Raw genomic sequence first — 18,500 nt, forward strand, 5'->3', positions numbered from 1 at the left:
GTGCAACGATGAACGCCCACGGTCTTATGCCCATAGGCTGATACAAAACCAGTTAATTAACTACGGACTCCAAAGCCAAGTGCTACTGAAAACGGGGGGACGTCGATCTTGGAATATTGACACCTTTACTGCAGCCCCTAGGTGCATTTGCTGTCACAGCAGGCAGCATCCATCTTGCTCGAGATTTTCAACTGCCGCAAACGCATCCACCATTGATGGGTAGATTGATGGGTAAAACAGAAAAGCCCCGCCTATTGCTAGACGGGGCTTTGTGTTTTGGCGGAGAGGGCGGGATTCGAACCCGCGGTGGGGATAAACCCACACACGCTTTCCAGGCGTGCGACTTAAGCCACTCATCCACCTCTCCGAAGACCGCAATTGTAGCAACAGTTTTGCCGCCCGAAGGCGAACTGTGCAAATTTAGCGAAATTAGTTGCGCGTGCCGCCCACTTGCACCATCTTCATCGCCGAAGTGATGAGGCTGGAGACTTCGGTCATGTTGCTGGGAACGATCAGCGTGGTCTGGGCGTCGGCCGCTACCTTACCGTAGGCTTCTACGGCGCTTTGCGCGACCTTGAGCTGCACGGCTTGTTCGCCGCCGGGTTGGCGGATGGCTTCGGCGATGCGTTCGAGCGCGGTGGCGGTGGCGTCGGCCACGGTGGTGATGGCAGCAGCTTCGCCCTGGGCGTTGTTGATCGCGGCCTGCTTTTCACCCTCGGAGCGGGCGATCGAGGCTTCGCGTTCGCCGGTGGCGATGTTGATCTGTTCCTGGCGACGGCCTTCGGAGGCGGCGATCAGCGCGCGCTTTTCGCGCTCGGCGGTGATCTGGGCCTGCATGGAGCGCAGGATTTCGGCGGGCGGCGTCAAATCCTTGATCTCGTAGCGCAGCACCTTCACGCCCCAGTTCAGCGCGGCTTCGTCAATCGCCGAGACCACCTGGGCGTTGATCATGTCGCGCTCCTCGAAGGTCTTGTCGAGTTCGAGCTTGCCGATCACGCTGCGCAGCGAAGTCTGGGCCAGTTGCGTCACGGCCATGATGTAGTTCGACGAACCGTAGCTCGCGCGCATAGGGTCGGTCACCTGGAAGTACAGGATGCCGTCGACCTGCAGCTGCGTGTTGTCGCGCGTGATGCAGACCTGGCTGGGCACGTCGAGCGGAATTTCCTTGAGGCTGTGCTTATAGGCCACGCGGTCGACGAACGGCACGAGGAAATTCAGGCCCGGAGTGAGCGTGCCGGCGTATTTGCCCAGGCGTTCCTTTACCCAGGCGTTCTGCTGGGGCACGACCTTGATCGAGCGCGCAATGAAGATGGCCGCAATGACCAGAAGAATGATGGCAACTTCCATGGTGTCTCCCTCCCCGAAGGGGATTGGTTGAAATTCACTGACAAAGAAATTCTGCGGGCCAGGGCGGCGAAATGCCGCCAGCGCCCGCGGCAGTCTAGAGCTTGTCTACGAGCAGGCGATTGCCTATGACTTCGGCCACGCGGTGCGTGCCGGGCGTCGGTGCATTGCCGGGGCGCAGCACCACGGTCCACTGCGCGCCGCGGTAGCGCACCTGCGCCGTGCCGTCGGCGGCCCAGTTCTCGACCTGTACCGATTCGCCGATGTCGAGATTCATGCTGCGATCGCTTTCCGCGGGCTGCATGCGCGCCTGGCGCCGACGCAGCAGATAGCAGGCAACGACGGCGGCCGTGCCGACCAAGGCCGCAGAAAGGATCTGCCCGGTTTCGGACGCACCGAGGTGGGCGGCGATCGCGCCCGCCACGGCACCGATGGCCAGCATCAGCAAATAAAAACTGCCCGTGAGCAGCTCGGCGGCGACCAATACGCCGGCAATCAGCCACCACACTGTAAAACTTGCCATGTACCCTCCTCTTGTCCATTTGGATGTTTGTAGTTCACCACAGTTATGGGGTGATAAGGTCCTGCTTTCACAGGCGCAATAAGGATATTCCTTACACTCGCGCCTGTTTCGTTTTTTTAAGCCCGACACAACGGAGGCTGCGCATGAAATTTCGCTTTCCCATCATCATCATAGATGAAGACTATCGCTCTGAGAACACCTCAGGCCTGGGCATTCGTGCCCTGGCGCAGGCCATTGAGACTGAAGGCTTCGAAGTACTGGGCGTGACCAGTTACGGCGACCTGACGCAATTCGCCCAGCAGCAAAGTCGGGCGAGCGCATTCATTCTTTCTATCGATGACGAAGAATTCACGCTGGGCTCGGGGCTGGACCCCATCGTCCTGAGCCTGCGCAAGTTCATCGAGGAAGTGCGCCGCAAGAACGCCGATGTGCCGATCTACGTGCACGGCGAGACCAAGACCAGCCGTCACCTGCCCAACGACATCCTGCGCGAGCTGCATGGCTTCATCCACATGTTCGAGGACACCCCCGAATTTGTCGCCAAGCACATCATCCGCGAAGCCAAGAATTATCTGGAGAGCGTGCAGCCGCCGTTCTTCAAAGCGCTGCTCGACTATGCCGAAGACGGCTCGTACAGCTGGCACTGCCCCGGACACTCGGGCGGCGTGGCCTTCCTCAAGAGCCCCGTGGGCCAGATGTACCACCAGTTCTACGGTGAGAACATGCTGCGCGCCGACGTCTGCAATGCGGTCGAGGAACTGGGCCAGCTGCTGGACCACAACGGCGCCATCGGTGCGAGCGAGCGCAATGCGGCGCGCATCTTCAATGCCGACCACTGCTTCTTCGTGACCAATGGCACGTCCACTTCGAACAAGATCGTCTGGCACCACACCGTGGCCTCGGGCGACGTGGTCGTGGTCGACCGCAACTGCCACAAGTCGGTGCTGCACGCGATCATCATGACGGGCGCCATTCCGGTGTTCCTCAAGCCCACGCGCAACCACTTCGGCATCATCGGCCCCATTCCGCAAAACGAATTCACGCCTGAAACCATCCAGGCCAAGATCGCCGCGAATCCGCTGCTGCAAGGCGTGGACGCAAAGGCCGTGAAGCCGCGCGTGCTGACGCTCACGCAGTCCACCTACGACGGCGTGCTCTACAACACCGAAACCATCAAGAGCATGGTCGACGGCTATGTGGAAAACCTGCACTTCGACGAAGCCTGGTTGCCGCACGCGGCCTTCCACCCCTTCTATGGCAGCTACCACGCCATGGGCAAGAAGCGCGCACGCCCCAAGCATTCGGTGGTCTACGCGACGCAGTCCATCCACAAGCTGCTGGCCGGCATCAGCCAGGCCTCGCATGTGCTGGTGCAGGATTCGCAGACGCAAAAGCTCGACCGCCATCTGTTCAACGAGGCGTACCTGATGCACACCTCGACCAGCCCGCAGTACAGCATCATTGCGAGCTGCGACGTGGCCGCGGCGATGATGGAGCCGCCCGCAGGCACGGCGCTGGTGGAGGAAAGCCTGGCCGAAGCGCTGGACTTCCGCCGCGCGATGCGCAAGGTCGAAGACGAATTCGGCAAGAACGACTGGTGGTTCAAGGTCTGGGGCCCTGACGACATCATCGAAGAAGGCCTGGGTACCGCCGAAGACTGGATCTTCCGCGCCAAGTCCAAGGCCAAGGGCAAGAAGGCTTCGGCCAAATGGCATGGCTTCGGCGATCTGGCCGACGGCTTCAACATGCTCGACCCGATCAAGTCGACCATCGTCACGCCCGGCCTGAACCTGGACGGCGCGTTCGACAAGAACGGCATTCCCGCGTCCATCGTCACCAAGTACCTGTCGGAGCACGGCGTGGTGGTCGAGAAGACCGGCCTGTACTCGTTCTTCATCATGTTCACCATCGGCATCACCAAGGGCCGCTGGAACACCATGCTCACGGCCTTGCAGCAATTCAAGGACGATTACGAGAAGAACCAGCCGATGTACCGCATCCTGCCCGAGTTCTGCCAGCAGCACCGGCAGTACGAGCGCATGGGTCTGCGCGACCTGTGCCAGCATGTGCACCAGATGTACGCCAAGTACGACATCGCGCGCCTCACGACCGAGATGTACCTCTCGGACCTGACGCCCTCGATGAAGCCTTCGGACGCCTACGCCCACATCGCGCAGCGCAAGACCGAACGCGTCGAAATCGACCGCCTCGAAGGCCGCACCACGGTCGGTCTGGTCACGCCCTACCCACCGGGCATTCCGCTGCTGATTCCCGGCGAAGTCTTCAACAAGAAGATCGTCGACTATCTGCTGTTCGCGCGCGAATTCGCGAAGATGTGCCCCGGCTTTGAAACCGACATCCACGGCCTGGTCGAGGAAGAAGACGAAGCCGGCGTGGTGCGCTACTACGCCGACTGCGTGGCCGAAGCGCCCAAGGTTGCGGCCAAGCCAGCGGCGACAGCGCGCGCCAAGGCACCAGCCAAGGCCGCTGTGAAGACCGCTCCGGCCAAGGCCGCGGCCAAGACGCCTGCCAAGACCGCTGCAAAAACAGCGGCCAAGGCACCTGCAAAAACCGCTGCCAAAACAGCGGCCAAGGCACCCGCCAAGGCCGCGGTCAAAGCCGTGACGCAGGAAGAAGTCGCGAACATGACCGAAGACCGGACCACGGCCAAGCGCACGGCACGTGCCACGGCCACGCCGGGCAAGGGCAAGAAGACGCTGGTTCAGGTCGGCGCTGACGAGTTCAGCCGAAAAATCTGACCACGCAACGCGTACCCACCTGGGCCTGGCGCCTGGCCGCATTCTGCTGGGCCGCCGCCATGGCCTGGGGCTGCCTGCAGGAAGCGACCGGCGCGTCGCCCGGCTGGTGGCGCCTGCCGCATATCGACAAGCTGGCGCATGCGGGCATGCATGCCCTGCTCGCCTGGCTGCTGTGGCGCGGCGTGGCAAGCGACACCCTGCGCACCGGTGTCGTGATCGTGCTGATGTGCGCGGCCTACGGCCTGGCCATCGAATGGGGCCAGTGGCAATTCACGCTCACGCGCAGCGCCGAAGCCTTCGATGTACTCGCCAACACGCTGGGCGCAATGCTTGGCGTGACGCTGGCCCGCTGGAATCCGCGCAACGCCGGCGCACGGCAGGCCTCTGCCTCGTAGAAAACGCAATGCCGCACAGAATGTGCGCGCAAAGAATCTGTTGCCGGGTGGCAACTTGCGCGCGCTCTGGCCAGCGGCAATCGAGGCCGGCTGGATGAGGCGGCCGTAATCTACGTTCTTTGAACTCCAAGGGTTGGCTGCGCCCAGACGCCTGCCTCACGACCCATGCCACTGTTCAATGTCATTCGCCAGGGCATGGCCTGCCTGGCCTTGCTCTGCACGCTGCAGGCGCAAGCGCGCGCCGCCGACCCCGCCGCGGGCGCAAGAATCGCGGCCCGCGGCGGTGCGGCCTGTGCCAGCTGCCACGGCCGTGAAGGCGAAGGCAGTGCCCACTACCCTCCCCTGGCCGGCCAACCCGCAGCCTACCTGCAGCGTCAGCTGCAAGCCATGGCCAGCGGGCAGCGCCAGGCACCGCTGATGGGCCCGGTGGCCAGATCCCTCAGCGCGCAGGAGAGATCCGATGTGGCCGCTTACTACGCCAGCCTTGCCCTCGCCGTAAAGCCCAGGCAAGGCCCGTTGCCCACGGCCCGCAGCAGCGACGGCGCCTGGCTGGTCGAACGCGGCCGCTGGGCCGACGGCATCGCGGCCTGCGCCAAATGCCATGGTCCCGGTGGCGCTGGCGTGGGCCAGGATTTTCCGGCGATCGCGCACCTCACGGCCAGCTATATGCAGGCCCAGATCGACGCCTGGAAACACCAAGGCCGCGAAGCCGGGCCCTTGGGACTGATGGGCGAGATTGCCCGCAAGCTCACGCCCAAGGACATCGAAGACATTGCCGCCTACTACCGGCAGCTGCACTCCGCCGCGGGCCCGACGCTCGCGCAGCGCCCGGCACCCGCAGCGCGAACCGAGGCATCCCATCCGCCCGACGCGCGCGCGATTCCCGACTCCCGGCTGGGCGAGTGGATACAGCGCGGCGAAGCCATCTTCACGCGCACGCCCGAAAATGCCAGCGGCTTCGCCGGCAATTCGCTCAGTTGCACCCATTGCCACCTCGACGCGGGCCGCCTCAAGAATGCCGCGCCGCTGTGGGGCGCCTACCCCATGTATCCGGCCTACCGCCAGAAAAGCGGCCGCGTCGAAACCTTTGCCGAACGCGTGCGCGGCTGCTTCGTGTTCAGCCTCAACGGCCGGGCACCGGACCCTGGCCACGATCTGCTGGTCGCTCTCGAAACCTACGCCTACTGGATGGCCGCCAAAGCGCCGCTGGGCGAAAGGCGGCCCGGTGCGGGCCTGGTCAAGCTGGCCCCACCTCCACAGCGGCCCACCTTCGCCGCGGGCCAGGCGGTCTATGCAAAGCATTGCGCGCTGTGCCACGGCACGCAGGGCCAGGGCCGGAAAAGCGGTGGCATCACGGTGTTCCCCGCGCTGTGGGGCAAAGACTCCTACAACTGGGGCGCGGGCATGCACGAGATCGACAAGGCGGCCGGATTCATCCGGTCCAACATGCCATACGGGCAGCACAACGTGCTCAGCGAACAGCAGGCCTGGGACGTCGCCACCTTCATCAACAGCTTCGAGCGACCGCAGGACCCACGCTTCACCGGCGACGTGGCGCAGACCCGCAAGCAGTTCCACGACACGCCGCATTCCATGTATGGCGTTCGGGTCAACGGCAAGCTGCTGGGCACAGGGCCGTAAACAGCGCCGCGGCTGACTGCGCTGCAAACCATTCGCACGCACAATGGCGGCAAACCGCGCCGCGCCCCGCGCTGCGCTCTTCTAAACTTCCCCACTGATACCTGGACATGACCGAATTGCCTCCCATCCTGCTGCACGCCCCCACTCTCGAAGCCCTGGCCCGCGCGCGCAACAGCCTCATGAACGCCCAGGAAGCCAACCCCGGCGTGCGCATCCGCATCATCGCCAACGCCCAGGCCGTGGCCGCCGCGCTCGATATTCCCCATGCCCAGGCCGATGCACATACGTCGCTGTGCCCCAACACGCTGATGCACCTGCAGCGCGCGCCGCACGCGCCGCTGCAAGTGCTTGCCAGCCCGGCCGTGCTGGAAATCGCCGCGCTGCAGGCCGCGGGCTGGGTCTACATCCGCTCCTGACCGCTCTGCCCGGCGATGGACCAGATCCTGCAACTCGGCCCCATGGCCCTGCCAGTGTCCTGGCTGGTGCTGTTTGTCGCCTGGCAGGCCGGCAGCTTCGTCGCCGAACGCCGCGTGCGCCGCCAGGGCCAGACGCTGGGCCTGCATGGCTGGCTGCTGCCCCTTGCGGGCTGGGCCGGCGCGCGCGCGGGCTTTGTCGCGGCGCATTGGGACGGCTACGCGGGCAGCGCGGCCAGCCTGCTGGGCATTCTCGATATCCGCGACGGCGGCTGGTATGCCTGGACCGGGCTGCTGGTCGCCTCGATCTATGGCCTGGTACTGGCCTGGCGTGCCCAGCCCGCGGGCCGGCCGCTGCTGTGGGGCCTGGGATTGTTCTGCGCGCTGTGGCTGGGAGCACAGGCCGTGTCGCGGGCTCTCTCCGGTCCGCCCGACCCGTTGCCGACGTTCAGCGGCGTGGCGCTCGATGCCAGCACCATCGCGCTGCCTACGCTGACCGGCACGCCCGTGGTCATCAACCTCTGGGCCAGCTGGTGCCCGCCCTGCCGGCGCGAGATGCCGGTGCTGCTGCAGGCGCAGCGCGACCATCCGCAGATCCGCTTTCTGTGGGTCAATCAGGGCGAAGCGCCCGAAGTCGTGCAGCGCTTTTCCGCCTTGCATGGCCTGCCGCCCGAAGCCGTGTTGCTCGACGTCGAAGGCCGCCTGGGCCAGATGCTGGGACGCAGCACCTTGCCCACGACCTTGTTCTACGACGCCCAAGGCCGGCTGGCCGATCTGCGCACGGGCGAAGTCTCGGCCGGCTCGCTGGGTCAGCATTTGCAGCGCATCCAGCCGCCCGCTGAAATCCGTTCACCCTAGCCTGTCGAAGGGCGCTGCGCGGCGTCTCAGAGCCCTGGCGGCAAGGCCCCGTGGTTGAAAAATGCGTTGATCGGCACTTGGATGTAGGCGCGCCCGTCCTCTTCGGCGGGCGGTAGCTTGCCGGCGCGCACATTCACCTGCACAGCCGGCAAAATCAACGTGGGCATGGCCAGCGTCGCGTCGCGCGCGCTGCGCATCTGCACGAAAGCTTCCTGCGAGATGCCGTCGCGCACATGGATATTGCCGCTGCGCTGCTGGCCCACCGTGCTGACCCAGGCTGCGCCGCGCTCCGCGGGCGGGTAGTCGTGGCACACATGCAGGCGCGTGTCGTCCGGCAAGCTGAGCAGGCGCTGTATCGATTGGTAGAGCGTGGCGGCATCGCCACCGGGAAAATCCGCGCGCGCCGTGCCCACGTCGGGCATGAACAGCGTGTCGCCGACGAATACTGCATCCTGCACGCGATACGCCATGTCGGCCGGCGTATGGCCGGGCACCCACAGTGCCGTGACTTCCAGCTCGCCAATGAAAAAGCGTTCGCCGTCTTCGAACAGATGGTCGAACTGGCTGCCGTCGGGCAGGAAGCTGCGCTCGAAATGAAAGACGCTGCGAAACATCTGCTGCACTTCGCGGATGCGTGCTCCGATCGCCACCTTGCCGCCCAGCGCATGGCGCACATGCTGGGCTGCGGAAAGGTGGTCGGCATGGGCATGGGTTTCAAGCACCCACTGCAACGTCCAGCCACGCGAACGCACGTAGTCGATCACGCGGTCCGCCGAATCGCTGGTCAGCGTGCCCGACTGGGGCTCGAAATCCAGCACGGGATCGATGACCGCGGCCTGGCCGGTTTGACCATCAGCGACCACATGGGTCACCGTGCCCGTGACCGGGTCGTGGAAAGATTCAATCTGCATGCGTTGTGCGCTCATCCGGTGCTCCTGCAACCCCTGCTCCCATGGCACGCCTGTCGCGGTACGACAGGGTCATGGAGCCAAAGAGCGGGATTGTCTCAGCATCTACGGGCGCAGGGAACGCAATGCGATGGCGTCTTCAGATATTCGGCGCCTTGGCCGGGTCTGGCGGCGCCTCGAGGGGCGGCGTGTCGGTGGGCGGATCGATGGGCTCGGGCGAAGGCTCTTCTTCCTTGCGCGGGTCCTTGTGAATCATTGACATGGATCGGTTCTCCTTTGAAAACCCGTTATATCAACACAAAACCGTCAATGAGGTAGGACTTGGCAGCACATTCACACCGGTGAATCGCGCGACCACATTTTGTCTCGCGAATGAAAGAGCCAAACGCATTTTTTATCATGCCACCGACGCTGTATTTAACCGTAGCGCCCTCGGCTGTTTTCACGGTCATTGTCGACGGCCTTTGATTCTGTGCGAACGAACTCTGGCCTGGCAAGAAAGGACCGCCACTGCAATGGCACAAAAGTATGCGGCGGCAGGCTGGCCGGCGACACCCATCAGGTGGTGGGGGGCGAGGGAACGGGCTCGCGCATCGTGACAAACTCTTCCGCCACGGTCGGATGAATCCCTATGGTGCTGTCAAACAAGGCTTTGGTCGCGCCGGCCTTCATCGCCACCGCAAAACCCTGCACGATCTCGCCGGCTTCCGCACCCACCATATGCAGACCCACCACGCGGTCGGTCGCGGTTTGCACCACCAGCTTCATCAGCGTGCGTTCGGCGCTGCCGGAGAGCGTGTGCTTGAGCGCCTTGAACTCGCTGCGAAAGATGGTCACATCGCCAAACATCTTGCGCGCCTGTTCTTCGCTGTGGCCCACCGTGCCTATGCTGGGATGGGTGAACACGGCCGTGGGAATGAACTCGTAGCTCATGCTGCGCGCGGCCTTGCCCGCGGCGGGCCCAAACAGCTGGTCGACCACCACCATGGCTTCGCCCAGCGCCACCGGCGTGAGCTGCACACGGTTGGTGACATCACCGACCGCATGGATAGAGGAAACGCTGGTCTGGTAGCACTCGTCGACGATCACCGCACCTTCCTTGCCGACGGCGACACCGGCCGCCTCCAGGCCCAGGCCCTGCACGAGCGGCACGCGGCCCGTGGCATAGAGCACGGCGTCGGCCATGACCTCGCCGCCATCCCTGAGCTTCACCTGCAAGCCCTCGGCGGTCCTGGTGATGGCCGCCACCTCGACACCCAGGCGCAGGTCCACGCCGGCCTTGACCATCTCCTTGGAGACGAAATGGCGGATCTCGTCGTCAAAGCCGCGCAGCACCTGCTCACCGCGGTAAAGCTGCGTGACTTTCGCACCCAGGCCATTGAAGATCGAGGCGAATTCGCAGGCGATGTAGCCGCCGCCCACCACCAGCAGGCGCTGCGGAAAAGGCTCCAGGTCGAAGATGGCATTGGAGTCGATGACATGCTCGCGGCCTTCGATATCGGGCACATGGGGCCTGCCGCCCGTGGCGATCAGGATGTGCTTCGCGGTAAGACGCCGTTCGGCGGATTCGCCATTGACCTTGAGCATGACCGCATGCGGTCCGTCAAGGCGCGCGAAAGCATCAAACACGGTCACGCCCACACTCGTCAGCAGGTTGCCGTAGATGAGATTCAAGCGTGATATTTCGCGCGCCCGATTGGCCTTGAGCGCGGCCCAGTTCAGCACCGGCGCCGGCCCTTCCCAGCCGAAACCGTGCGACTCCTCGAAAGCCTCGGCGTAATGCGCGGCGTAGCTGTAGAGTTTTTTGGGCACGCAGCCCACATTGACGCAGGTGCCGCCCAGGCCGTCGCTGCCCTGCATCTCGGCCAGCGCCACGCGCGCGCCGCGCTGCGCGGCCATGCGCGCGGCGCGCACGCCGCCACTGCCGCCGCCGATCACGATCAGATCAAAATCATGGGTGTTCATCATGTAGTACTTTCCAAGGGGGCAAACGCCCATGTCTCACCATTCACGGCCGCGCCGCGCCAAAGGAATCGTACCCACAATGGCGGCCAGGTGCATGGTCGATGCAGGCCATCATCTGCGGCCAGTTGCCCGGCAGTCTGGCGCAGCCAAAGAGCGCTGCATATCCAGCAAAACCGCCAGCTGAAAAGCCGTCCCGGCTTTCGCAGGAACGGCTTTCGAATTGTTGCCCCGAACCGGGATCGAGCATGCAGCAGCACCCACTTCGCGCGGGCCCGCGAAGCGGCAAGCCAGATGGTTGACGAGCCCGGTCAGTTGAAGGCGCGGTAACGGGGCTTGCTCATGCAGGCAACAACGCCTGCTGCCAACCTATCAGCGCAAGAGAGCCAAGACTTGCTGGGGCAAGGCATTGGCCTGGCTCAGCATGGCTGCACCTGCTTGCTGCAACAACTGTGCACGCGTCGATACCGAAGTCTCTGATGCATCGCCCGCGTCAAGGATGCGGGGGCGGATGGCCGAGGGATCGACGGTGCTTGGCTGTTGCAGGTCGCTGAACGACTGACTCAGGGCATTTTGCTGCGCGCCCAGATCCGAGCGCATCGCGGTCACCGTTTCCATGGCCTTGCGGATATCGTCCGTCGATTGGAGAGCGCCGTCACGCGTTCCCAGCGCAGCCGTGTAGTCGGGGCGATAAGCCAACGGGTTATGGGCGTCGGCGATGCGGTTGATCTCGTCGTTGCTTTCCTCGAACGCCTTCTCCAGCGCTTCGCGGTCTTGCGCATTCAAATTTCCGCTATCGGCTTGACTGCGCAGTTCCAGCATGCGATTGAGCATCCCAGAGACCTCGTTGAGCTCGCCATCCCGGGTCTGTACTTCGGCAATCGCCTGGTTGTTATTTTTCTGGGATTGGCTCAGCCTGTCGGTTTGGGCCTGCACCCGGTCAGCAATGGACGGTCCTGCGGCATCGTTCTGGGCACTGCCGATCCGAATGCCAGAAGACAAGCGCGAGATGGAGTTGCTCAAGCTTGCTTGTGACGCGCTCAGCCGCTGCTGTGCGATCAGGCTGTTGTTGATGCTGGAGAGGGCCATAAAAGTCCTTAAAGCCGAAACAAGGGGAGTTTATGCAGTCATTTTACAACTTGCAAAACTTTTTACCAGTGTAAGAGGCTTGTCTTGTCGGTGGCGGGTGACATCGTATGGGGCCTCAGAGACTTGCGCGCGACCACCGTGAATGACGCGCGCGAAATCATGATGGCGCAGGTAGGGTCACGAAGCCGAGCCAATGGCCGCGGATTGCATCGGCCACGAGGTCGGGAAGGAGGGAAAGCCAGTGCGGTAATTGCGCAATAGCGGAATGAATCAAGGGGCTTGCAAGATCGCGCAAAGATCGCTGCAAGCCGTTGATTTCACTGACAATTGGTGCCCCGAGCCGGGGTCGAACCGGCACGCCCCTTAACGGAAAGCGGCGGATTTTAAGTCCGCAGTGTCTACCAATTTCACCATCGGGGCTCTGTGCATGCATGGCGTTGCACCATGCCGCAAGACAGAAATTCTATCGTATTCAACGCACATCAAACCTGTGCGTTGCACCATGAAAAAAGGGAAGCTGTGAAGCTTCCCTTTTTAAAATCTGGAGCGGGAAAACGGGTTCGAACCGTCGACCTATACCTTGGCAAGGTATCGCTCTACCAACTGAGCTATTCCCGCATTCATCTGCAGCTTGGTGTCTTGCAGAACAAGCAGCGATTATAGCCCGGTTTTTTCCGCCGTTTTGAAAAACGGCAAATTTTTCGTCACAAGGTCGTCATGCGAGCGGCTGCGCATCTGCCGGGCCGCATCTTCCACGCCCCTTGCACCCTTAAGCCCCACTCAAGGCGCGCTCTTGACGATAGGCAAGATGCCGCTGGCGCGCACCGCGTCGCGACCCCCGACACGCAAGACGCATTCGGCAAAACACAGGCGTCCACCGGACTTGGTCAGGCGCACATGCGATTCAAGCCAGTCCTCCAGCTCCACCGCCTCGAGAAAATCGATGGACAAATGCGCCGTGACCACGCCTTGCTGGCGCGCGCGCGCAATGTTGTAGCCCAGTGCGTTGTCGATCAGCACGGACAGCATGCCGCCATGGGCCTTGCCATGCAGGTTCAGATGCTGCGGGGCGATGCGCAGGCCGAACACCACCATGCCCTGCTCGTCCTCACGCTGGAACATGGGGCCCAGATGGGCGATATAGGGGCTGACCGACTGGTAGGGCGAAAATCCCGGTGGAACCACCACGGTGGCAGGGCGATCGCTAGGGCGGAGACTGTTTTCGGACGTCATTCGTTGCTTCTCTCGTCAGGCGCATCGGCTTACCGCGCCACAAAGCAAAAAAGCCAGAATCCTGGTGAATTCTGGCTTCTTGCTATGAAATCTGGAGGCGCGAACCAGAGTCGAACTGGTCTAACCGGATTTGCAATCCGGGGCATAACCGCTTTGCTATCGCGCCAAAACTTTCACTTAGAAAAATGGGAAGCATTTGCTTCCCATTCTAATTTGGAGCGGGAAAACGGGTTCGAACCGTCGACCTATACCTTGGCAAGGTATCGCTCTACCAACTGAGCTATTCCCGCAAAATCCTGAGAAACTTTCATCTCTCCGGAATTTCGCCGGCCACCGAAGCGGCCGACTAAAAACTGGAGCGGGAAAACGGGTTCGAACCGTCGACCTATACCTTGGCAAGGTATCGCTCTACCAACTGAGCTATTCCCGCAAAACCTCAAAAAACTTTCATTTCTCAAGGTTTGCGCCAGCCGCTAAAAGCAACTGGCTAAAAACCTGGAGCGGGAAAACGGGTTCGAACCGTCGACCTATACCTTGGCAAGGTATCGCTCTACCAACTGAGCTATTCCCGCATTTCCTCTGCAGCCTCACATTCTACAATGTTTCGTTGCTGCGATGGAATGAATTGTAGCGTACTTTTTTGCCTGCTATTCGTAAGCGCCGAATTTTTTCAAATTCAGTGCTGCACCGTGGCCGCGGCACCCGCGGCCTTGGCGTTTGCCACCATGGCCGCGACTTCCTCGTCCGTCAGTGGTTCGGGCACGCGTTCGAGCGCATGCTTGAGCACCTGGTCGACCCAGCGCACCGGCACGATCTCGAGGCCGCTCTTGACGTTCTCGGGAATGTCTTGCAGGTCCTTGACGTTTTCTTCAGGAATCAGCACGGTCTTGATGCCGCCGCGCAGCGCTGCCAGCAGCTTTTCCTTCAGACCACCAATGCCCGTGACTTCGCCGCGCAAGGTGATTTCACCGGTCATCGCGACATCGGCGCGCACCGGAATGCCCGTGAGCGCCGACACGAAGGCCGTGGCCATGGCCGCGCCCGCGCTGGGGCCATCCTTGGGCGTCGCGCCGTCGGGCACATGCACGTGGATGTCGCGCTTCTCGAACGCTTCGTCCTTGATGCCCAGCAGACGCGCGCGGCTGCGGATCACGGTGCGCGCGGCTTCGACCGATTCCTTCATCACATCGCCGAGCGAACCCGTGCGCGTGATGACGCCCTTGCCCGGCATCGTCGCGGCTTCGATGGTCAGCAGATCGCCGCCCACTTCGGTCCACGCGAGTCCGACCACCTGGCCGACCTGATTTTGCTGTTCGGCGCGGCCATAGGTGTGCTTTTGCACGCCCAGGAAGTCGGACAGATTGGATTCGGAGACCACCACGGGAGCGGTGAGCTTCGACAGCTGCACGGCCTTGACCACCTTGCGGCAAATCTTCGACAGCTCGCGCTCGAGCGAACGCACGCCGGCTTCGCGGGTGTAGTAACGCACCACATCGCGAATCGCGGACTCCTGCACTTCGAGCTCGCCTTCCTTCAGACCGTTGTTGGTCAGCTGCTTGGGCAGCAGGTAGCGCATCGCGATGTTGACCTTTTCGTCTTCGGTGTAACCCGACAGGCGAATGACTTCCATGCGGTCCAGCAGCGCCGGCGGAATGTTCATCGAGTTCGAGGTGGCGACGAACATCACGTCGCTCAGGTCGAAGTCGAGTTCCACATAGTGATCGCCGAAAGCATGGTTCTGCTCGGGGTCCAGCACCTCGAGCAGCGCGCTCGATGGGTCGCCGCGGAAGTCCATGCCCAGCTTGTCGATTTCGTCGAGCAGGAACAGCGGATTGCGCGTGCCGACCTTCTCCAGGCTCTGCAACACCTTGCCCGGCATGGCGCCGATATAGGTGCGGCGGTGGCCGCGGATCTCGGCTTCGTCGCGCATGCCGCCCAGCGCCATGCGCACGTACTTGCGGCCCGTGGCCTTGGCGATCGACTGACCCAGCGAGGTCTTGCCCACGCCCGGTGGGCCGACCAGGCACAGGATGGGCGCCTTGACCTTGTCGACGCGCTGCTGCACGGCAAGGTATTCCATGATCCGGTCCTTGACCTTGTCCAGACCGTAGTGGTCCTCGTTGAGCACCTGCTCGGCGTTCACCAGGTCGTGCTTGATCTTGGTCTTCTTGCTCCAGGGCAGGCCCGTGAGCACGTCGATGTAGTTGCGCACCACGGTGGCTTCGGCCGACATTGGCGACATCAGCTTGAGCTTCTTGAGCTCGGCTTCGGCCTTCTTGCGCGCGTCCGCGGGCATCTTGGCCAGGCGGATGCGCTTTTCGATTTCCTCGAGGTCAGCGCCCTCTTCGCCTTCGCCAAGTTCCTTCTGGATGGCCTTGACCTGCTCGTTCAGATAGAAGTCGCGCTGGCTCTTTTCCATCTGGCGCTTGACGCGGCCGCGGATCTTCTTGTCGACGTTCAGGATGTCGACTTCGCGGTCGAGTTGCTCGAACAGGTTTTCGAGTCGGGCCTTGATGTCGGCCAGATCGAGCACGGCCTGCTTGGCTTCGAGCTTGAGCGGCAGATGCGCGGCGATGGTGTCGGCCAGGCGACCGGCGTCGTCGATGCTCGAAATCGAGGTCAGGATTTCTGCCGGGATCTTCTTGTTGAGCTTGACGTACTGGTCGAACTGCTGCGTCACCGCACGGCGCAAGGCCTCGATTTCGCTGGGCTTGTGGGCCGCTTCATCGACTTCGACCGGCAGAACCGTCGACAGGAAATGGGTTTCATGGTCGACGATGGCTTCGACACGCGCACGCTGCTGGCCTTCGACCAGCACCTTGACGGTGCCGTCGGGCAGCTTGAGCATCTGCAGGATAGTGCAGACACAACCTACCTCGAACATGTCCGACACGGCGGGCTCGTCCTTGGAGGCGGTCTTCTGCGCTACCAGCATGATGCGGCGATCGCCCTCCATCGCCAGTTCCAGTGCCTTGATGCTTTTGGCACGGCCCACGAACAAGGGGATGACCATGTGCGGGAACACCACCACATCGCGCAACGGCAGCAGCGGCAAATCGAGAGAGGAGGAAGGCAAGAGCTTGGATCCTGACATGGAATTCCTTGGTAACTTTGCGGAACATTGGTCCGCTTGCGGCGTATTTCAACCCGATGGCCATGCATATTTAAATGACATGGAACGCGGGGCCGGCGCAACCCGGCACCAGGCCGGATTGCGCCAACGCCATGGCAAAGATCAGGCTTTCTTGGCGGCTTCGCGGTAAACGAGCAGCGGCGGCTTGCCATCTTCAATGGTGGACTCATCGAGCACCACTTTTTCCACGTTGTCGGTATTGGGCAATTCAAACATCGTGTCGATCAGCGACAGCTCGAGCAGCGAGCGCAGTCCGCGCGCACCGGTCTTGCGTGCCAGCGCCTTGCGGGCAATGGCGCGCAGGGCAGCGGGACGAATCTCGAGCTCCACGCCTTCCATTGCGAGCAACTTGCTGTACTGCTTGACCAGCGCGTTCTTGGGCTCGGTCAGGATCTGCACCAGCGCATCTTCGCTGAGTTCAGCCAGCGCCGTGACCACGGGCATACGGCCCACCAGCTCGGGGATGATGCCGAACTTGATCAGATCTTCGGGCTCGATTTCCTGGAACATGTCCGAAACCGAGCGCTGCTTCTTGCTCTTGACGACTGCGCCGAAACCTATGCCCGACGCTTCGGTGCGGTTCTCGATCACTTTTTCGAGGCCCGCGAACGCGCCGCCGCAGATGAACAGGATGTTGGTCGTGTCGACCTGCAGGAAATCCTGGTTCGGATGCTTGCGACCGCCTTGGGGCGGAATGCTGGCCATCGTGCCTTCGATGAGCTTGAGCAGCGCCTGCTGCACGCCTTCACCGGAGACATCGCGCGTGATGCTGGGGTTGTCGGACTTGCGCGAAATCTTGTCGATTTCGTCGATGTAGACAATGCCGCGCTGCGCGCGCTCGACTTCGTAGTTGCAGCTTTGCAGCAGCTTCTGGACGATGTTCTCGACGTCTTCGCCCACATAGCCGGCTTCGGTCAGCGTGGTCGCATCGGCCATCACGAACGGAACGTCGAGCATGCGGGCCAGCGTCTGCGCGAGCAGCGTCTTGCCCGAACCCGTGGGGCCGATCAGCAGGATGTTGCTCTTGGACAGTTCGACATCGTCCTTGCCAGCCTTCTCTTTGTGACGCAGGCGCTTGTAGTGGTTGTAGACCGCCACCGACAACGTGCGCTTGGCGACCTCCTGGCCGATCACATAGCTGTCCAAATTCGCCTTGATCTCGGCGGGCGTGGGCAGATCGCCGCGCGCGTCGCGTGCCTCATCCGCGGGCTTTTCGTCCCGGATGATTTCGTTGCACAGATCAATACACTCGTCGCAGATAAAGACCGACGGACCGGCGATCAGCTTCTTCACTTCATGCTGGCTTTTGCCGCAGAAAGTGCAGTAGAGGTTTTTTTCGCTGGAAGTGCCTTTTTTCTCGGCCATGGGGGCGGTGCCTTGTTACAAAAGTGTGGAAAAGGATGATACCGAAATAAAAAACGGCGCCTCCCTCCAGGGGAAACGCCGCCGCCGGAGGGAAGTAGGCTCAGGCGCGCTTGCTGATCACTTGATCAATCAGGCCGTAGTCCTTGGCTTCGTCCGCCGACAGGAAGTAGTCGCGTTCGGTATCGCGCTGGATCTTTTCCAGCGGCTGGCCGGTCTGCTCCGCCAACACGCGGTTGAGCTGCTCACGGGTCTTGAGGATTTCACGCGCGTGAATCTCGATTTCCGTCGCCTGGCCCTGCATGCCGCCCAGTGGCTGGTGGATCATGACCTTGGAGTTGGGCAAAGCATAACGCTTGCCCTTTGCCCCTGCCGACAGCAGGAATGCACCCATGCTGGCCGCCATGCCGGTGCACAGCGTCGACACTTCGGGCTTGATGAAGTTCATGGTATCGAAGATCGCCATGCCGGCGCTCACCGAGCCGCCAGGAGAGTTGATGTAGAACGAAATGTCCTTTTCAGGGTTTTCGCTCTCCAGAAACAGCAACTGGGCGACAACCAGGTTGGCCGTCTGGTCATTGACCGGGCCGACCAAAAAGATCACGCGCTCCTTGAGCAGGCGCGAATAAATGTCGTAAGACCGTTCGCCACGACCCGATTGTTCGATGACCATCGGGACCATGCCAAGGCCTTGTGTATCCAGTGCGCTCATGTTTTCTCCATTCAATGGGGGTACTGTACCCAGAAAAGAAATGGGGCCTGTGCACGAAAGCACAAGCCCCAAGCCAGGAAAGCTCTGCACAAATCATCACGCCGTGTGCATCTGCGGCCTCAGGCGGTCTGCGTCGTTGCAAATCCTCGCGATAGCTAGGGCTATCGC

14 protein-coding genes, 7 tRNA genes and 2 pseudogenes are annotated in these 18,500 nt (G+C 62.2%); 6 read left to right on the forward strand and 17 right to left on the reverse strand.

Translation table 11 applies throughout. From position 1 onward, the window contains the following. Positions 1-277: 277 nt before the first annotated feature. From KHY18_RS09460 to KHY18_RS09470, 3 genes are all read right to left on the reverse strand, one after another. Positions 278-367: transfer RNA gene (locus KHY18_RS09460), tRNA-Ser, on the reverse strand. Between the two features lie 62 nt (positions 368-429). Further along, positions 430-1,347: an SPFH domain-containing protein gene (locus tag KHY18_RS09465; RefSeq protein WP_213298503.1), complete on the reverse strand. Its 918-nt coding sequence runs from the start codon at positions 1,345-1,347 to the stop codon at positions 430-432. A 94-nt stretch (positions 1,348-1,441) separates the two neighbouring features. Then, positions 1,442-1,867, reverse strand: a complete 426-nt coding sequence (locus KHY18_RS09470; RefSeq protein WP_213298507.1) for an NfeD family protein — start codon at positions 1,865-1,867, stop codon at positions 1,442-1,444. 143 nt (positions 1,868-2,010) lie between these two features. Here KHY18_RS09470 and KHY18_RS09475 point away from each other — a divergent pair, with 143 nt between their 5' ends. From KHY18_RS09475 to KHY18_RS09495, 6 genes and pseudogenes are all read left to right on the forward strand, one after another. Further along, positions 2,011-4,626, forward strand: a complete 2,616-nt coding sequence (locus KHY18_RS09475; RefSeq protein ID WP_213298510.1) for an arginine/lysine/ornithine decarboxylase — start codon at positions 2,011-2,013, stop codon at positions 4,624-4,626. Between the two features lie 59 nt (positions 4,627-4,685). Further along, positions 4,686-5,021 carry a VanZ family protein gene (locus KHY18_RS09480; protein WP_213298513.1) on the forward strand — a complete coding sequence of 112 codons (336 nt, stop codon included), beginning with the start codon at positions 4,686-4,688 and terminating at the stop codon, positions 5,019-5,021. Positions 5,022-5,216: 195 nt separating this feature from the next. Next, a pseudogene (locus KHY18_RS27425) lies at positions 5,217-5,804 on the forward strand (c-type cytochrome); the annotation flags it as partial. A gap of 15 nt (positions 5,805-5,819) precedes the next feature. Then, positions 5,820-6,662: pseudogene (locus KHY18_RS27430) on the forward strand (c-type cytochrome); the annotation flags it as partial. Positions 6,663-6,769: 107 nt separating this feature from the next. Continuing rightward, positions 6,770-7,078 (forward strand): hypothetical protein, encoded by a 309-nt coding sequence (locus tag KHY18_RS09490; protein WP_213298516.1) that lies wholly within the window; start codon positions 6,770-6,772, stop codon positions 7,076-7,078. 15 nt (positions 7,079-7,093) lie between these two features. Further along, the gene (locus KHY18_RS09495) at positions 7,094-7,933 is read left to right on the forward strand and encodes a TlpA disulfide reductase family protein (RefSeq protein ID WP_213298519.1); all 840 of its coding nucleotides are present in this window, start codon (positions 7,094-7,096) and stop codon (positions 7,931-7,933) included. A gap of 26 nt (positions 7,934-7,959) precedes the next feature. Here KHY18_RS09495 and KHY18_RS09500 read toward each other — a convergent pair whose 3' ends face one another. The 14 genes from KHY18_RS09500 to clpP all read right to left on the reverse strand — a co-directional run bounded on the left by KHY18_RS09500 (position 7,960) and on the right by clpP (position 18,332). Next, positions 7,960-8,859 (reverse strand): MBL fold metallo-hydrolase, encoded by a 900-nt coding sequence (locus KHY18_RS09500; protein ID WP_213298522.1) that lies wholly within the window; start codon positions 8,857-8,859, stop codon positions 7,960-7,962. Positions 8,860-8,980: 121 nt separating this feature from the next. Further along, positions 8,981-9,103 (reverse strand): hypothetical protein, encoded by a 123-nt coding sequence (locus KHY18_RS27255; RefSeq protein WP_283771303.1) that lies wholly within the window; start codon positions 9,101-9,103, stop codon positions 8,981-8,983. Positions 9,104-9,399: 296 nt separating this feature from the next. Then, positions 9,400-10,806 carry a glutathione-disulfide reductase gene (gene gorA, locus KHY18_RS09505; RefSeq protein WP_213298555.1) on the reverse strand — a complete coding sequence of 469 codons (1,407 nt, stop codon included), beginning with the start codon at positions 10,804-10,806 and terminating at the stop codon, positions 9,400-9,402. A gap of 369 nt (positions 10,807-11,175) precedes the next feature. Further along, positions 11,176-11,892 (reverse strand): flagellin N-terminal helical domain-containing protein, encoded by a 717-nt coding sequence (locus KHY18_RS09510; RefSeq protein WP_213298525.1) that lies wholly within the window; start codon positions 11,890-11,892, stop codon positions 11,176-11,178. Between the two features lie 328 nt (positions 11,893-12,220). Next, positions 12,221-12,312, reverse strand: a tRNA-Leu gene (locus KHY18_RS09515). Between the two features lie 122 nt (positions 12,313-12,434). Continuing rightward, positions 12,435-12,510: transfer RNA gene (locus tag KHY18_RS09520), tRNA-Gly, on the reverse strand. Positions 12,511-12,672: 162 nt separating this feature from the next. After that, complete coding sequence (locus tag KHY18_RS09525; RefSeq protein WP_213298528.1) at positions 12,673-13,125, reverse strand: PaaI family thioesterase; 453 nt, start codon at positions 13,123-13,125, stop codon at positions 12,673-12,675. A 92-nt stretch (positions 13,126-13,217) separates the two neighbouring features. Next, positions 13,218-13,291 (reverse strand) — tRNA-Cys (locus KHY18_RS09530). Positions 13,292-13,339: 48 nt separating this feature from the next. Beyond that, positions 13,340-13,415 (reverse strand) — tRNA-Gly (locus KHY18_RS09535). 64 nt (positions 13,416-13,479) lie between these two features. Further along, a tRNA-Gly gene (locus KHY18_RS09540) sits at positions 13,480-13,555 on the reverse strand. 66 nt (positions 13,556-13,621) lie between these two features. Then, positions 13,622-13,697, reverse strand: a tRNA-Gly gene (locus KHY18_RS09545). A 104-nt stretch (positions 13,698-13,801) separates the two neighbouring features. Continuing rightward, a complete protein-coding gene (gene lon / locus KHY18_RS09550; RefSeq protein ID WP_213298531.1) occupies positions 13,802-16,219 on the reverse strand; it encodes an endopeptidase La in 2,418 nt (805 codons plus the stop codon). A 141-nt stretch (positions 16,220-16,360) separates the two neighbouring features. Beyond that, the gene (gene clpX, locus KHY18_RS09555; protein ID WP_213298534.1) at positions 16,361-17,623 is read right to left on the reverse strand and encodes an ATP-dependent Clp protease ATP-binding subunit ClpX; all 1,263 of its coding nucleotides are present in this window, start codon (positions 17,621-17,623) and stop codon (positions 16,361-16,363) included. A gap of 100 nt (positions 17,624-17,723) precedes the next feature. Further along, positions 17,724-18,332 carry an ATP-dependent Clp endopeptidase proteolytic subunit ClpP gene (gene clpP / locus KHY18_RS09560; protein ID WP_283771304.1) on the reverse strand — a complete coding sequence of 203 codons (609 nt, stop codon included), beginning with the start codon at positions 18,330-18,332 and terminating at the stop codon, positions 17,724-17,726. Between the last annotated feature and the right edge of the window lie 168 nt (positions 18,333-18,500).

Source organism: Acidovorax sp. CCYZU-2555 (genome assembly GCF_018413525.1).
GTDB lineage: Bacteria > Pseudomonadota > Gammaproteobacteria > Burkholderiales > Burkholderiaceae_C > Comamonas.

What these genes read in the sequence shown, in the direction of transcription:
- KHY18_RS09475 (WP_213298510.1), top strand. Translation starts at nt 2,011, where the DNA reads ATGAAATTTCGCTTTCCCATCATCATCATAGATGAAGACTATCGCTCT.
- KHY18_RS09490 (WP_213298516.1), top strand. Translation starts at nt 6,770, where the DNA reads ATGACCGAATTGCCTCCCATCCTGCTGCACGCCCCCACTCTCGAAGCC.
- gorA (WP_213298555.1), bottom strand. Translation starts at nt 10,806, where the DNA reads ATGAACACCCATGATTTTGATCTGATCGTGATCGGCGGCGGCAGTGGC.
- KHY18_RS09510 (WP_213298525.1), bottom strand. Translation starts at nt 11,892, where the DNA reads ATGGCCCTCTCCAGCATCAACAACAGCCTGATCGCACAGCAGCGGCTG.
- KHY18_RS09525 (WP_213298528.1), bottom strand. Translation starts at nt 13,125, where the DNA reads ATGACGTCCGAAAACAGTCTCCGCCCTAGCGATCGCCCTGCCACCGTG.
- KHY18_RS09470 (WP_213298507.1), bottom strand. Translation starts at nt 1,867, where the DNA reads ATGGCAAGTTTTACAGTGTGGTGGCTGATTGCCGGCGTATTGGTCGCC.
- KHY18_RS27255 (WP_283771303.1), bottom strand. Translation starts at nt 9,103, where the DNA reads ATGTCAATGATTCACAAGGACCCGCGCAAGGAAGAAGAGCCTTCGCCC.
- lon (WP_213298531.1), bottom strand. Translation starts at nt 16,219, where the DNA reads ATGTCAGGATCCAAGCTCTTGCCTTCCTCCTCTCTCGATTTGCCGCTG.
- clpP (WP_283771304.1), bottom strand. Translation starts at nt 18,332, where the DNA reads ATGAGCGCACTGGATACACAAGGCCTTGGCATGGTCCCGATGGTCATC.
- clpX (WP_213298534.1), bottom strand. Translation starts at nt 17,623, where the DNA reads ATGGCCGAGAAAAAAGGCACTTCCAGCGAAAAAAACCTCTACTGCACT.
- KHY18_RS09495 (WP_213298519.1), top strand. Translation starts at nt 7,094, where the DNA reads ATGGACCAGATCCTGCAACTCGGCCCCATGGCCCTGCCAGTGTCCTGG.
- KHY18_RS09500 (WP_213298522.1), bottom strand. Translation starts at nt 8,859, where the DNA reads ATGAGCGCACAACGCATGCAGATTGAATCTTTCCACGACCCGGTCACG.
- KHY18_RS09465 (WP_213298503.1), bottom strand. Translation starts at nt 1,347, where the DNA reads ATGGAAGTTGCCATCATTCTTCTGGTCATTGCGGCCATCTTCATTGCG.
- KHY18_RS09480 (WP_213298513.1), top strand. Translation starts at nt 4,686, where the DNA reads ATGGCCTGGGGCTGCCTGCAGGAAGCGACCGGCGCGTCGCCCGGCTGG.